At 42.1% G+C, this 14,125-nt stretch carries 14 protein-coding genes; 1 reads left to right on the top strand and 13 read right to left on the bottom strand.

From position 1 onward, the window contains the following. Positions 1-97: 97 nt before the first annotated feature. The 13 genes from hflC to cutA all read right to left on the bottom strand — a co-directional run bounded on the left by hflC (position 98) and on the right by cutA (position 13,356). A complete protein-coding gene (gene hflC / locus H5180_RS18805; protein WP_145238107.1) occupies positions 98-976 on the bottom strand; it encodes a protease modulator HflC in 879 nt (292 codons plus the stop codon). A gap of 5 nt (positions 977-981) precedes the next feature. After that, positions 982-2,148 carry an FtsH protease activity modulator HflK gene (gene hflK, locus H5180_RS18800; RefSeq protein ID WP_145238104.1) on the bottom strand — a complete coding sequence of 389 codons (1,167 nt, stop codon included), beginning with the start codon at positions 2,146-2,148 and terminating at the stop codon, positions 982-984. A gap of 106 nt (positions 2,149-2,254) precedes the next feature. Continuing rightward, on the bottom strand, positions 2,255-3,538 hold the full coding sequence (gene hflX / locus H5180_RS18795) for a ribosome rescue GTPase HflX (protein WP_149980498.1): 1,284 nt from the start codon (positions 3,536-3,538) through the stop codon (positions 2,255-2,257). Positions 3,539-3,554: 16 nt separating this feature from the next. Then, entirely contained in the window at positions 3,555-3,818 is a 264-nt protein-coding gene (gene hfq / locus H5180_RS18790) for an RNA chaperone Hfq (RefSeq protein WP_064668197.1), read from the bottom strand. Positions 3,819-3,897: 79 nt separating this feature from the next. Then, the gene (miaA, locus tag H5180_RS18785) at positions 3,898-4,815 is read right to left on the bottom strand and encodes a tRNA (adenosine(37)-N6)-dimethylallyltransferase MiaA (protein ID WP_182758816.1); all 918 of its coding nucleotides are present in this window, start codon (positions 4,813-4,815) and stop codon (positions 3,898-3,900) included. Between the two features lie 10 nt (positions 4,816-4,825). Next, entirely contained in the window at positions 4,826-6,673 is a 1,848-nt protein-coding gene (mutL, locus tag H5180_RS18780; protein ID WP_182758815.1) for a DNA mismatch repair endonuclease MutL, read from the bottom strand. A 16-nt stretch (positions 6,674-6,689) separates the two neighbouring features. After that, the gene (locus tag H5180_RS18775; RefSeq protein WP_182758814.1) at positions 6,690-8,033 is read right to left on the bottom strand and encodes an N-acetylmuramoyl-L-alanine amidase; all 1,344 of its coding nucleotides are present in this window, start codon (positions 8,031-8,033) and stop codon (positions 6,690-6,692) included. A 29-nt stretch (positions 8,034-8,062) separates the two neighbouring features. Further along, on the bottom strand, positions 8,063-8,536 hold the full coding sequence (gene tsaE / locus H5180_RS18770) for a tRNA (adenosine(37)-N6)-threonylcarbamoyltransferase complex ATPase subunit type 1 TsaE (RefSeq protein WP_145238089.1): 474 nt from the start codon (positions 8,534-8,536) through the stop codon (positions 8,063-8,065). 128 nt (positions 8,537-8,664) lie between these two features. Further along, on the bottom strand, positions 8,665-10,005 hold the full coding sequence (gene accC, locus H5180_RS18765) for an acetyl-CoA carboxylase biotin carboxylase subunit (RefSeq protein ID WP_145238085.1): 1,341 nt from the start codon (positions 10,003-10,005) through the stop codon (positions 8,665-8,667). Positions 10,006-10,031: 26 nt separating this feature from the next. Further along, the gene (gene accB, locus H5180_RS18760; RefSeq protein WP_182735549.1) at positions 10,032-10,493 is read right to left on the bottom strand and encodes an acetyl-CoA carboxylase biotin carboxyl carrier protein; all 462 of its coding nucleotides are present in this window, start codon (positions 10,491-10,493) and stop codon (positions 10,032-10,034) included. Positions 10,494-10,526: 33 nt separating this feature from the next. Further along, entirely contained in the window at positions 10,527-10,979 is a 453-nt protein-coding gene (aroQ, locus tag H5180_RS18755) for a type II 3-dehydroquinate dehydratase (RefSeq protein ID WP_145238079.1), read from the bottom strand. A 227-nt stretch (positions 10,980-11,206) separates the two neighbouring features. Then, positions 11,207-13,036 (bottom strand): protein-disulfide reductase DsbD, encoded by a 1,830-nt coding sequence (locus H5180_RS18750; RefSeq protein ID WP_182758813.1) that lies wholly within the window; start codon positions 13,034-13,036, stop codon positions 11,207-11,209. Beyond that, a complete protein-coding gene (gene cutA, locus H5180_RS18745; protein WP_182732161.1) occupies positions 13,036-13,356 on the bottom strand; it encodes a divalent-cation tolerance protein CutA in 321 nt (106 codons plus the stop codon). Before cutA ends, H5180_RS18750 begins: the two co-directional genes overlap by 1 nt. 211 nt (positions 13,357-13,567) lie before the next feature. Here cutA and H5180_RS18740 point away from each other — a divergent pair, with 211 nt between their 5' ends. Further along, positions 13,568-14,044 (top strand): FxsA family protein, encoded by a 477-nt coding sequence (locus H5180_RS18740; protein WP_149980490.1) that lies wholly within the window; start codon positions 13,568-13,570, stop codon positions 14,042-14,044. The last annotated feature ends 81 nt before the right edge of the window (positions 14,045-14,125 follow it).

The raw sequence follows: 14,125 nt of genomic DNA, 5'->3' as shown, positions 1-14,125 counted from the left end.
TGGTTGAATAACATTAAGTTACTCATAAAAATTCATCTTACTAAAAGAAAAACCCTGCATACACAGGGTTTGGATTTGTGCTAGATTTAGAAAAAGATTACTGCGCTGCAGCACCTTTCATATATCTAAAGAAGTCACTGTCTGGTGATAATACCATTACGTCTTGCTTATCTTTAAAGGTCTTTTTATAGGCCTCTAATGAACGTACAAAACCAAAGAATTCAGCATCTTTATTGTACGCATTGGCATAAATAGCCGCAGCTTTTGCATCGCCTTCACCGCGAACGGTACGGGCATTACGCTCAGCATCAGCCAGCATTACTGTGACACGACGGTCAATGTCAGCACGAATCGTTTCGGCTTTTTCTTGACCTTCAGAGCGATGCTCTTTAGCAACAGCAGTACGCTCTGCACGCATACGTTGGTAAATCGAATTACTCACTTCTGACGGTAAATTGATTTGCTTAACACGTACATCAAGTACTTCAATACCTAGCTCTTGAGCACTTTCAGAAGCTTGAACTAATGCTTCTTCCATTAACTCGCTACGTTCACCGGAAACAATCTCACGGATAGTACGTGAACCAAAGTTAGTACGTAGACCATTATTTACTTTTTGCTTAAGTAGTGCTTCAGCGTATTGCTTATCACCACGGGCACGTAAGTAAAAAGCACTAAAATCACTAACACGCCATTTTACAAACGAATCAACTATTAAGTCTTTTTTCTCGCTAGTAACAAAACGATCCGGTGCACCATCTAATGTCTGAATACGCGCATCAATACGGCGTACTTGACTAAAGAAAGGTACTTTGAATTGTAAGCCAGGACCATAAACAATTGCTTTATCATCACTGTCTTTTTGCACTTTGCTGAATAGCATAACAATTGCTTTTTGCCCTTCAGGTACTACGAACACTGACGAAAAAGACAACACAACGGCCGCTAGTAATATAACTAAACTAAAGTTTTTCATTGCGCTTATCTCCCGTCGTTAAAGCGATCAGCACCAAAGCGGTCTGAACTTGAGTTCACAGTGCTATTGCGCGATGTATTAACTTTATTGCGTAAGTCGTTAATATCACTTGAGCTAGGTAATGCAACACGGGTTGCGTTCCCTTGCTTATCCATGATTTTATCAAGCGGTAAATACATCATATTATTGCCGCCCTTAACATCAACTAACACTTTTGAACTGTTACCTAGCACTTCTTCCATGGCATCAATATATAAACGCTCACGGGTTACACGCTTAGCAGCCTGATATTCAGGTAATAGCTTTTCAAAACGCGCGACTTCACCTTGTGCTTCTAAAATAATGCGCTCGCCGTAACCTTCAGCTTCTTGCGTCATACGGGTAACTTGACCACGAGCACGTGGCTCAATTTCACGCGCATATGCTTCAGCTTCACGAATAAAACGTTGTTCATCTTCTTGTGCGGCAATGGCATCATCAAACGCGTCTTTAACTTCAGCCGGTGGGCGTGAGTCTTTAAAGTTAACGTCAGTTACGATCAAGCCTAAGTTATACGGTTCGATGATTTTATTCAGTTCATCCCAGGTATTTTGACGCACAACCTCACGGCCATTTGTTAATACTTGGTCCATTTTTGAATGACCAACAACATAACGCAGTGCACTCTCTAGCGCTTCTTCTAAGCTAGAATCAGCATTAGTTACACTAAATTTGTATAGGAAAGGGTCAATTACACGGTATTGCACCTGAAACTCAACGCTTACCACGTTTTCATCTTCAGTGAGCATAAAACCAGACGTCGATAATGAGCGAACGGCTTCAATATCTACCGGAATTACCGTTTCAATAAACGTCATTTTCCAACGCAGACCTGGATCTGCAATGCGGTCAAATTGACCAAAATGTAAAACGATGCCGCGCTCTGCTTCTTTCACGGTATAAATACCGCTCAATGCCCATACAATTGCAGCAATGATCAGTACAAATGAAAGACCAGCTCCACCAAGTCCGCCGCCGCCATTGCCGGATTTATTACCGCCAAATAAGCCACCAAACTTGCTGCTGAATTTACGAAACACCTCGTCTAAGTCAGGTGGGCCTTGATCACGTCCGCCTTTTTTGTTCCACGGATCTTTGTCATTGCCATTATTACCCGGTTCATTCCAGGCCATAGCTATACTCCATTGTTATCTAAATAATTTAGGTAATTACGTTAAATCTAACAAAAATACTGCAGTTCTCATACTAAAAATGACATTGTGCAGTAGTTTTTTCGAATTACGAAATAAAAGCGTCGATTTCAGGACCAAACTCTTTTCTTAAACGATTCCATTCTACCATAGGCAGTCGAGTAGCAAGTAACCAATGACCCTGTTCATCAAAGTCTTCTTGATGCACGGCATTTAAATTGAACAACGCAGCACGTAAACGACCATATTGCGGAGCTAATTTAAGCGTATGAACAAACATTTTCTTTGCTAACAGCTCGCTGATAGCTTCAGACAATAGTTCACACCCTGCGCCACTGTGTGCCGACAACCATACTCTAATAGGCATGCCTTCATCATCACGGTCAATACGTGGTTCAATATCTTCAAGCGCATCAATTTTGTTGTAAACCAACAATTGCGGCACTTCATCAGCTTCTATTTCTTTAAGAACCGATTGTACCTGTTCAATATTCTCTTTACGACGATGATCCGCAACATCGACCACATGAAGTTGTAAATCAGCTTCACGAGTTTCGGTTAGCGTCGCTTTAAATGCGGCAACTAAGTCATGGGGTAAATGGCGAATAAAGCCAACGGTATCGGCTAAAATTATCGAACCAACATCTTCTATTTCGAGTTTGCGTAAAGTTGGATCAAGCGTCGCGAACAGTTGATCAGCAGCATACACATTAGAGTTAGTAATGCGATTAAATAGCGTCGACTTACCCGCATTGGTATACCCTACCAACGACACCGTAGGAATTTCATTGCGGTTACGAGCACGTCTACCTTGCTCACGCTGCACTGCCACTTTCTCTAAACGCGCGCGAATACTTTGAATACGAACTCGCAATAAACGTCGATCTGTTTCTAGCTGAGTTTCACCAGGCCCGCGCAAACCGATCCCGCCTTTTTGGCGTTCAAGATGCGTCCAGCCTCGGATCAAACGCGTCGACATATGACGCAATTGTGCTAGCTCAACCTGCAACTTACCTTCATGGGTACGTGCACGTTGCGCAAAAATATCAAGAATAAGCGTCGTTCTATCAAGCACACGACATTGGCAAACGCGTTCTAAATTGCGTTCCTGTGACGGTCTGAGTTGATGATTAAAAATGACGACATCTGCGTTGTGGATTTTGACAATCTCAGCGATTTCTTCAGCCTTTCCGGTACCGACGAATAGTTTCGGATGTGGTGCTTGACGGCTGCCTTGCACAACCGCCAAACTGCTAACACCAGCAGAAGATACCAACATTTCCAATTCATGAAGATCTTCACGATCCCCTTCTTTTGGAAAGTCGATATGAACTAAGACTGCCTGTTCGCCGGCTTCATAACGGTCAAACAAACATTATGCTCCTAATTTAAAAATTTCCAGCTTCAGGCTCTTCACCGTCTTCGCTTCCTTGAATACCTTGGAAGTTAACAGCACGAGCAGGAACTACGGTAGAAATCGCATGTTTATACACCATTTGATTCACGGTGTTTTCTAGTAAAATAACAAATTGATCAAATGACTGGATCTTACCTTGTAGTTTGATGCCATTAACCAAAAAGATTGATACTGGAATACGCTCACGACGTAGCGCATTCAAAAATGGGTCTTGTAACGATTGGCCTTTTGCCATGTTATTTTCCTTCGTTCTAGGTGTTATTATAATTAAGTGGCTGAACTCATTTAACAAAGCTAAAAAGTTTCAACTACTACTAGCTTAGCGAACTTACAACACGTTGCAAGTTTTCTTCATCACCCGTTGTTAACCACGTTACATCGGGCCAACCTCTTAGCCACGTCAATTGACGCTTAGCAAGCTGTCGTGTTGCTGCAATACCGCGAAAGACCATTTCATCGTAATCAATCTCGCCAGCAATGTAATCCCACATTTGTCTATAACCCACGCAACGAATGGAAGGTAAGTTAGGGTGTAAATCCTTACGTTGATATAGGGATGAAACTTCATTTTCAAACCCCTGCTCAAGCATTATTTTAAACCTTTGTTCAATTCGCTGGTGTAAATCGGCGCGATCATCAGGCGCAATAGCAAATTGATGAAAAGTATACGGTAAACTCGGCTGCTTACTTTTTTGTAATTCAGTCATTGTTTTACCTGTTAATCGGTAAACTTCAAGGGCGCGGTTAATACGTTGCGAGTCATTCTCGCTCATTTTTTGTGCCGCTTGCGGATCAATTATCTCAAGCTCTTTATAAAGTGCCGGCCAGCCATGTTGCTTGGCTTGTTGCTCAAGCTCTGCTCGTACTATCGGACATGCTTCAGGTAATGGCGATAATCCATCAATTAATGCTTTAAAGTACATCATTGTACCACCAACTAATACAGGCACTTTACCTTGTTGGTGAAATTGGTCAATCTTTTCAATTGCATCACGACGAAAATCAGCTACTGAGTAACTTTCGCTAGGGTCGATTAGATCAATTAAATGATGTGGCGCAAGCGCTAACTCATGTTGATCAGGTTTTGCCGTACCTATATTCATATCTTTATACACTAAGGCTGAATCGACGCTGATTATTTCAGTTTTTAAATGTTGGCATAAGGCGATTGCTAATGCAGTTTTGCCTGCAGCGGTTGGGCCCATTAAAAAAATGACCGGTAAATTACTCAACTCGATAACCTTAATCTAACTGTACTAAAAAATAACTTAAATCTATTTTAACTGCTTTTGCAGATAAACGCTGGATTGTTTGCGGATTATTTTGCATTCGCGTAACCGCCAAGGCAAAAGCTTGGCTGGCAAAAAAGCGCTCGGGCACTTGGCTAAGCTGCCAGTTTAGCCATTGCTCCACACTATTAAGCTCAGCCTTAGTGGCTTTTAATAGCGCATCTACGGCTTGGCTCACATCAAGCAGATACAAACTCTGTGGCAACTTTTTAACCATCACAAATTGCTTTTCAATCAATAACTCAAAGCCCAGCAAGGTAAACCATGATTGTTGCTGTGTTAAGCTTTGGCTGTCTTCTTTACTGATATTAACTCGCACAGGCAATAGTAAGGCTTTTCCTTCTAAGCTGCCTTGCTCAGCAATAAGCTCAAGCCAATCATTGACTAATAAATATTTAAAGTGTGAGCAATATAATTGCTGTTGCAGGCTAAATACACAACCGCCATCACTTTGTACCAGCAACGGCTGCGCACTTTGCGTCTGTAACAATGGTGCTACTTCTTGAGTAACGCCAATGGGTTGATCAAAATGGCTGGCGTGTTGCTCATTGACCCCTTGATAAAACGCACTCACATCTTGATGATTTGTCCGGCTCGCTTGCTTGCTTCGCTCGCTTGAACCTGCATATCCACCACCACTAGGTGCTAAATTAGCACCGTAGCGAGCTTGCTCCGCTGGTTGTAAGTGCGACTTAGGATAATCAAACAAACTGCCTGCTGTATTGCTGGAGTGAGCGGGTGTTGCTGTATGCGCTGCTTTAGCATCACTGTGTTGCGAATCAACATGCTGATTAACAACAGCAAACTCATCTTGAAGCGGCACCACGACTTGTTTAATTGCCTGCAGAATAAAGTCATGCACTAAGCGACCTTGATGAAAACGCACTTCGTGTTTCGCAGGATGCACGTTTACATCCACTTGACGCGGATCAATGTCGATATAAATAACAAAGCCCGGTAGCTCTTCTTGGCCTGCGACTTCTTCGAACGCTTGGCGAATGGCATGAGAAATAAGCTTATCGCGCATCATACGATTATTTACATAGGTATATTGCGTAGTATTACTCGATCCAACCGGTAGCACCCAACCATGTAGCTGCAAGCCTGTATCGCCTGACTCAATATATAACCCCTGCTCAGCAAAGGCTTTACCTGCAACCTGAGCGACCCGAGCAATAGCCTGTGCAGGGTCGGTTTTAGCACGATATTGACGCACAACTTTATCGTTATGGGTGAGGGTAATTGACACATCAAAACGGCTCAGGGCAATACGCTTTATTAACTCATCGATGTGAGTAAACTCGGTTTTTTCGGTGCGTAAAAATTTACGTCTAGCGGGCGTATTAAAAAATAAGTCTTTAACTTCAATGGTGGTGCCGTCAGGGTGAGCAGTGGGTTTAATCTGCACCGCCATATCTCGCCCCTGCGCAAATGCTTGCCAAGCCGCCTCTTGCTGTTTGGTTTTTGAGCTAAGCGTCAAACGCGATACCGAACTAATAGACGCCAATGCTTCGCCGCGAAAGCCCAAAGAACAAATATTTTCTAAATCATCAAGGGACTTTAATTTACTAGTAGCATGACGAGAAAGCGCCAACGTGAGCTCGTCTTTATCAATGCCTGAGCCGTTATCTCTAATGCGAATAAGCTTATGACCGCCGCGCTCAATATCAATTTGAATACGTGTTGCGCCTGCATCTAGGCTATTTTCAACGAGTTCTTTGACCACAGATGCGGGTCTCTCAACCACTTCGCCCGCAGCAATTTGGTTAGCTAATCGCGCGGGTAATATTTCAATACTCATACTGTTCCTAACGATTTTAACTTTGCGGAATGTCTAACTCTTGACCAATAAACAAGGTATTAGATTTTAATTGATTGACTTGCTTAAGCTTACCCACCGATACCCCATAGCGACTAGCTAACAAACTTAACGACTCACCAGGGCGAACTTTATGTTTAGTGGGATATTGCGATTTTAACGACGCAAACAGCGAATCATCCGGAGGATTTTTCAGATAATAACTTTTGATAGAAGTAAATATTGCTTTCGCTAAGCGCTCTTGGTGATTAGCACTTTTTAATAGTTTTTCTTCTCGCGGGTTTGAAATAAACCCAGTTTCGACCAAAATAGATGGAATATCTGGTGACTTTAATACCGCTAGGCTAGCCGCTTGCGGCTCCTTTTTATGTAACTTAGCGACCTTTTTAAGCTCATGAACCATGCCTTCAGCAACGCTGAAACCGGTTTTCATCGAATGATCCATCGACATATCCAACAGCGCCTGCGCCAAGTACTTTTCACTGGCCGTGTCTTTAATCACTCCAGCAGCACCACCGAGTAGCTCTGAATGTTTTTCTTTATCTTCTATCCATTTACCAATTTCTGAATTAGCACGACGAAGTGATAACACCCAAACAGAGGCGCCATTTGGTTGCGGGCTAGTAAATGCATCCGCATGAATTGAAACTAAAAAGTCAGCCTTTTTTTGCCTTGCACGGCTAGTGCGGGTATTAAGTTTGACAAAGTAATCTCCACTTCGCACCATTCGCGAAATCATCCCGCGCTCGGCATCAATCATCCGCTCTAAGCGTTTGGCAATTTGTAGTGTGATATCTTTTTCATAAGTACCAGAGGGGCCAATTGACCCAGGGTCTTCGCCGCCATGGCCTGCATCAATAGCAATAATAATATCGCGTTGTTGATTAAGCTCACGCTTTTTAACCGCAGTATTACTCGTTGCAGCTACTGGCTCTGGTTGATTTTTGTCATATAAGTCGACCACTAAACGATTTTTATAAGGTCCCGTTGGCGCCAGTGCAAAAATCACCGGTTTAACGGCCCCTGTAAGCTCAAAAACAAATCGTACCCCCTGGCTGCTTTTCGCTTTCGAGTAACGTAGTTTACTGACGATTTGATGCTTACTGGGAATAGTTGGTAGGTCTTTTATTTTATCTGTATTTTCTAAATCGACCACTAAGCGCAGTGGATTTTTTAGCATAAAATAACTGAAGTCGGGCTTATCCGTTAAGTCGAATACTACCCGCGTACTATCTGGCGATGGCCACACCCGTACACTATTGATAGTATTTTGTGCATAGAGATTAGCACTGATTGCTAACAGCAAAAAAGCACCCATCCACTTTATGACAACTCGACTCATCGGTATCTTCACACCCTTGTTATTTGTTGTTATTCACTATGGTTTTTGAGTTTATCCACGATACTGTGACCACGCGGGCTAATGCTTTGGATCTCAATTGCTCGTGCATCGCCGACATAACGTAAAGTAATATCTAAGTCTGGTGTTGGGATAAACTCGCCGCCTTTTTCAGGCCATTCCACCACACAAATAGCTGTTGGCGAAAAATAATCTCGAATACCCATGTATTCTAATTCTTCTGGATCGCCTAAACGATATAAATCAAAATGATAAACATTGGCCGTTGCCAACTCATAAGGCTCCACCAGCGTATAAGTTGGACTCTTAACTTTACCTTGATGACCAAAGCCTTGGATCACACCACGTGTTAAAGTGGTTTTACCTGCTCCCAAATCACCGTGTAAGTAAATAACTGCACCTTGCTCCATTAGCATAGCAAGTTGATTGCCCATTTTAACCGTTGCAGCTTCATCAGCGAGTTGAAAACCAACACAGTGCGTCATTCTAACCTCATGGATAGTATTAAAAACGATAACTTGTTAATCATACCAGATTATTTTACTAAGGCGAGAATCGACACTTATAGACACAAAAAAACCGGCAAAGTTGCCGGTTTTTTTTGTAATTAGGACTATAGACCTAATTTTTTCTCAAGATAGTGGATATTAGTACCACCATTTTGGAAGTTTTCATCCGCTAAGATGCGCTTATGTAATGACGTATTAGTTTTAATACCGTCAATCACAAGCTCATTCAATGCGTTACGTGCACGGGCAATTGCTACATTACGGTTTTCACCGTAAGTAATTAATTTACCGATCATTGAATCATAGTGTGGTGGCACTGTGTAGTCAGCATAAATATGGCTGTCCCAACGAATACCTAAACCACCTGCTGGGTGGAAACGCGTAATTTTACCCGGTGACGGGATAAACGTTTCAGGATCTTCAGCATTAATACGACACTCAATTGCATGACCACGAATAACGACATCGTCTTGCGTGAATGATAGTGGTTGGCCCGCTGCAATTTTTAACTGCTCTTTGATCAAATCAACACCGGTAACCATTTCTGTCACTGGATGCTCAACCTGAATACGAGTGTTCATTTCAATGAAATAGAACTCACCATTTTCGTATAAGAACTCAAATGTACCCGCACCACGATAACCGATTTCGATACATGCACGCGTACAACGCTCACCGATAAACTTACGCACTTCAGCAGTAATACCTGGTGCTGGCGCTTCTTCGACTACTTTTTGATGACGACGTTGCATAGAACAATCACGTTCACCTAAGTGAACAGCATTACCTTGCCCGTCAGCCAATACTTGAACTTCGATATGACGTGGGTTTTCAAGGAATTTTTCCATGTAAACCATGCTATTACCAAAGAACTGTTTTGCTTCTTGTTGCGTTAAAGCGATTGAGTCAATTAACTCAGCTTCACTGCGAACAACCCGCATACCACGACCACCACCGCCACCAGCGGCTTTGATGATCACTGGGTAACCGATACGTTTAGCGATTTGCATGTTGCGGTCTTTATCATCCGATACCGGACCATCTGAACCTGGTACACATGGTACGCCAGCTTTACGCATTGCTTCGATTGCAGATACTTTATCGCCCATTAGACGAATCGTGTCGCCGCGCGGACCAATAAACACAAAACCACTTTGTTCAACTTGATCAGCAAAATCAGCGTTTTCTGCAAGGAAACCATAACCCGGGTGGATAGCAACTGCATCGGTTACTTCAGCTGCCGCAATAATGCGCGGAATGTCTAAGTAACTTTCAGTGGCAGAAGGTCTACCAATACATATTGTTTCATCTGCAAGCAATACATGCTTAAGATCGCGATCCGCCGTTGAATGCACAGCAACCGTTTTGATCCCAAGCTCTTTGCAGGCGCGCAATATACGAAGTGCAATTTCACCTCGGTTTGCAATGACTACTTTATCTAACATTAGAGTTGGCCTTTTAGGTTGCGCTATTATTCAATGATGAATAAAGGTTGATCAAATTCTACTGGCTCGCCATTTTCAACTAAAATCGCTTTCACGGTGCCCGCTTTATCTGACTCAATTTGGTTCATCATTTTCATCGCTTCGATGATACAAAGCGTATCACCTACTTTAACTTGTGAACCCACTTCTACATATGAAGGCGCTTCAGGAGAAGCTGCTGTATAGAAAGAACCAACCATTGGCGATAATACTTGATGGCCAGTAGGACCGGCAGGTGCTGCCGCTTCTGCGCTTGCAACAGGTGCAGCTGCAGGGGCTGGAGCTGGTGCTGGTGCGTACTGTGGTGCATAATGCGGAGCGTAAGCAGGACCTGCACTCATATTATTACGATTGATACGTACTGATTCTTCACCTTCGGTGATTTCTAATTCAGCAATACCTGATTCTTCTACTAGTTCAATTAGTTTTTTGATCTTGCGAATATCCATGAACGACCCGCCTGTTAGTTTGTTAGTTTAAAATTAATTCGAGTTTTGCAACCGATTGACCGCAGCTTCAAGTGCTGCGCGATAACCCATTGCGCCTAATCCACATATCACGCCCTGCGCCACATCAGAAAAATATGAATGATGACGAAACGCTTCCCGCGTGTGCACATTAGTTAAGTGCACTTCAAAAAACGGGATATCAACAGCCAGTAACGCATCACGTAAAGCCACGCTTGTATGCGTAAATGCCGCTGGGTTGATAATAATGTAATCAATGACCTGCCATGCACTATGTATGTGCTCAATTAAAGCTTGCTCACTATTACTTTGAAAATGCGTTAGCTCAACATCTAGACCATGCGCAAACTCAGTTAGTTCGCTCATAATCTCACTAAGTGTTTGTAAACCGTATTTTTCTGGTTCACGCTTACCCAGCATGTTTAAGTTAGGGCCATTTATAACTAAAAGTTTAAATTTTGCAGCCATAATACGCGATAATCCTATAAATAATGAGTTAAGCCATTTTGATTAGAAATTCCCGCAAAATGTAGAGGGGAAAAACTAAAATAGCAAGTATTTCTCACGTTAACCACCTATTATAGCCAGTTCGATGTAAATAGCAGCAAAATACTGGTCTAATCACTAGTAGCCACCACAAAAACAAAAACGCCACTCATATAAAGTGGCGTTTAAAATAGCGGTGCGAAAAACGTTTATTTAGCGCTATTTCTCACTTTAGCTAAATGCTCAGCAAAGTCCTTGGCATTTAAAAAGCCCGTCACACGCTGTGCTGCAAGCTCTTCACCTTGTGTATCAAAAAACAAAATACTGGGTAAACCAAATACCGAAAACTCTTCCATTACAGCAATTGTTTTATCATCACTTTCGGTCAAATCAATTTTTAACAACTCAAAGTTTGCAAACTCACCTTGTACTTTAGCGTCAGGAAAAGTGTATTTCTCGAACTCTTTACACGCAACACACCAATCTGCATATAAATCGACCATCACTAAACGACCACCACTGTTTGCATCATTTATTGCTTGTTTGAGCTCAGCTAAGTCAGCAACTAATTTAAAGCCGCGCTCTTGTTGCTCGCCATTTGCGGCACTAACAACTTGCGCTGTTGGCCATATATAGTTTTTAGTTAAGCTCACACCACTAACAACTAATAACGTTGCAACAAACCACAATGCAGTTTTTAACTTACCTTGTGTTTGAGCGCTCTGCCAATGATGTAAATACAAGGCCGTTGCTAATGCTAATAAGCCCGCCATAAGTAATATGATGTCTGCATCGACAATACGTTCAAGCAAGATCAATGGCACTACCAGCATGATAAAACCAAACAGGGTTTTAACTTGTTCCATCCAGCCGCCTGCTTTTGGCAATAATTTACCGCCAGAGGTGCCTAATAACAGCAGCGGAATACCCATCCCTAAACTCAGCACATACAAAGTTAAGCCGCCAACTAAATAATCGCCGCTTTGCGCAACAAACAATAGCGCAGCTGATAATGGTGCAGTGGTACAAGGTGACGCAATTAAGCCCGATAAAACCCCCATTAAAAACACGCCAATGTAGTTGCCACCTTTTTGATTATTACTTACTTGTGTGAGCTTATTCATCATGCCGCTAGGGAGCTTTATTTCGTACCAACCAAACATCGACATAGCGAGTAAAACGAATAATAAACTGAAACTAATCAATACATATGGGTGCTGCAAATAACCTTGCACTTGACCACCAAGTGATGCAACCACAAGGCCCAGCGCCGCATACGTAACGGCCATACCCTGCACATAAACAAAAGAAAGCGCAAAAGCTTTTTTAGTGGAAAGATTTTTTTGTCCTGCAATTAGGCTCGACAAAATAGGAAACATCGGAAATACACATGGCGTAAATGCCAAGCCAATACCGACCAAAAAGAAAATCGCTAAGTTCGCTAACAAACCTTGCGAGGCCAGTTTTTCAGTAAAGTTTAATTCTTTTTCTAAGTCATCTTCTTGCGTTACAACATCTTCTGTAGCAGCCGCTGATTCAGCGCTAAGCGCAGCTAATGCATTGCCTGCTGTTGCATTCTCAGTTGCAGGGGGTTCACCGGCAATCATACTCAATGGAATGGTGATGATCTCTGGCGGGTAACATAGCCCTGCTTCAGCACAGCCCTGATAGCGAACTTTAATTACGCCATCTTCAGCTATATTACTTAGCTTGCTGATCACACTCAGTGAATCAAAAAACACTGCTGTTTTGCCAAAGAACTCATCTTCAATGATCACGCCTTTACCAAGATCAGGCACTTCAATATCAGCACCTTTACCAATAATTTCTAGCTTCTTTTTATATAGGTAATATCCCGGCGCAATATCCCAACCAATAAAAAGTGTGCTGCCCTGCTGATCAAAATCAAATGAAAATGCCTGATCAACAGGTAAAAATGTTTGCTCTGCAGGCTGCAGCAAATCACTTAATAAATTATTAGTTGCAGCCTGTGCTGGCATTAACGACAGCGCACAAAGCAATAAAAGAAAACAACGCATTAATTAAGTACCTCATCCATCCAATTAAAATAGGCTAAATTGCCAGTGGCCACATCAATAACCTGTATTTCAGGAATTTCATAACTATGTAATTGCTTGATAGTTTGAATCAATTCATTCATTTTTTCTGACTTCGTTTTAATTAATAATTTACACTCGGTTGCATAAGCAACCTCTCCTTGCCACATATAAACAGATTCCACATTTGGAAGAATGTTCACACACGCAGCTAATTTAAGCTTAACTAATTGCTCAGCTATGGAGCGTGCCTCACTTACATCTGCGCAAGTGGTAAAAATAAGTCGAAAATGAGTCGTCATATTGAACCTTTGATTGATTGCTCTGCCCAATGCCATAGTAGCTGATAGCTAAGGCAAAGTGTAGTTAACCTAAACTGCGGATAATAAATCGCTTAATCAGAGTTCAGGCTATTTAGCCAACACTGCTTTACCACTAGCCTTGAAAAAAGACCTGATAACCCATATTTATATTTCATCAACTCAACTGAGTGATCACTATTTAGAGAGCCTTATGTTTAGATTTTTGTTTTTATTATTTATTCTCGTGCCAATTATTGAAATTGCGTTGTTAATTCAAGTAGCTGATGTAATTGGTGGATTCGCCACTATTGCACTGGTTATTGTAACCGCAATATTCGGCGCAAAATTAGTTAGAACACAAGGTATGGGCGCACTGCAAAATGTGCAAACACAAATGGCGCAAGGGCAAATGCCAGCCAATGAATTATTTACCGGTTTATGTGTGATTATCGCCGGCATATTATTGCTAACTCCAGGCATTATGACCGACGTATTCGGTTTTTTATTATTGACCCCGGCCATTCGCAATAAACTAGCTGCAGGCCTTGCTAGTCAAGCAACGGTGCGTATGAGTGCAGGCATGCAACAAGGTCCAACAGCATTTAATCAGCACACCCATTCAGAGCCAGAACCTCGCAAAATGAGCGAGCCGACCACTATTGATGGTGAGTACGAGAGAAAAGATTAAAAATTTTAATTTTTATCACTTGGGTTTTGAAGCAATACCCCCATTACTGAGTACAACTAAATCAATTGCCTTGAACCACAG

Origin of the sequence: Pseudoalteromonas sp. SR41-4, assembly GCF_014163985.1 — a bacterium.
Classification (GTDB): Bacteria; Pseudomonadota; Gammaproteobacteria; order Enterobacterales; family Alteromonadaceae; genus Pseudoalteromonas; species Pseudoalteromonas rhizosphaerae.
The sequence above is the reverse complement of the archived record's forward strand: the minus strand, read 5'-3'. Positions and strand labels throughout refer to the sequence as shown.

Bases quoted from the DNA above. Each gene is read 5' to 3' on its own strand.
- accC (WP_145238085.1), bottom strand. From the start codon at position 10,005: ATGTTAGATAAAGTAGTCATTGCAAACCGAGGTGAAATTGCACTTCGT.
- accB (WP_182735549.1), bottom strand. From the start codon at position 10,493: ATGGATATTCGCAAGATCAAAAAACTAATTGAACTAGTAGAAGAATCA.
- hfq (WP_064668197.1), bottom strand. From the start codon at position 3,818: ATGGCAAAAGGCCAATCGTTACAAGACCCATTTTTGAATGCGCTACGT.
- H5180_RS18775 (WP_182758814.1), bottom strand. From the start codon at position 8,033: ATGAGTCGAGTTGTCATAAAGTGGATGGGTGCTTTTTTGCTGTTAGCA.
- H5180_RS18740 (WP_149980490.1), top strand. From the start codon at position 13,568: ATGTTTAGATTTTTGTTTTTATTATTTATTCTCGTGCCAATTATTGAA.
- hflC (WP_145238107.1), bottom strand. From the start codon at position 976: ATGAAAAACTTTAGTTTAGTTATATTACTAGCGGCCGTTGTGTTGTCT.
- H5180_RS18750 (WP_182758813.1), bottom strand. From the start codon at position 13,036: ATGCGTTGTTTTCTTTTATTGCTTTGTGCGCTGTCGTTAATGCCAGCA.
- cutA (WP_182732161.1), bottom strand. From the start codon at position 13,356: ATGACGACTCATTTTCGACTTATTTTTACCACTTGCGCAGATGTAAGT.
- mutL (WP_182758815.1), bottom strand. From the start codon at position 6,673: ATGAGTATTGAAATATTACCCGCGCGATTAGCTAACCAAATTGCTGCG.
- tsaE (WP_145238089.1), bottom strand. From the start codon at position 8,536: ATGACGCACTGTGTTGGTTTTCAACTCGCTGATGAAGCTGCAACGGTT.
- hflK (WP_145238104.1), bottom strand. From the start codon at position 2,148: ATGGCCTGGAATGAACCGGGTAATAATGGCAATGACAAAGATCCGTGG.
- aroQ (WP_145238079.1), bottom strand. From the start codon at position 10,979: ATGGCTGCAAAATTTAAACTTTTAGTTATAAATGGCCCTAACTTAAAC.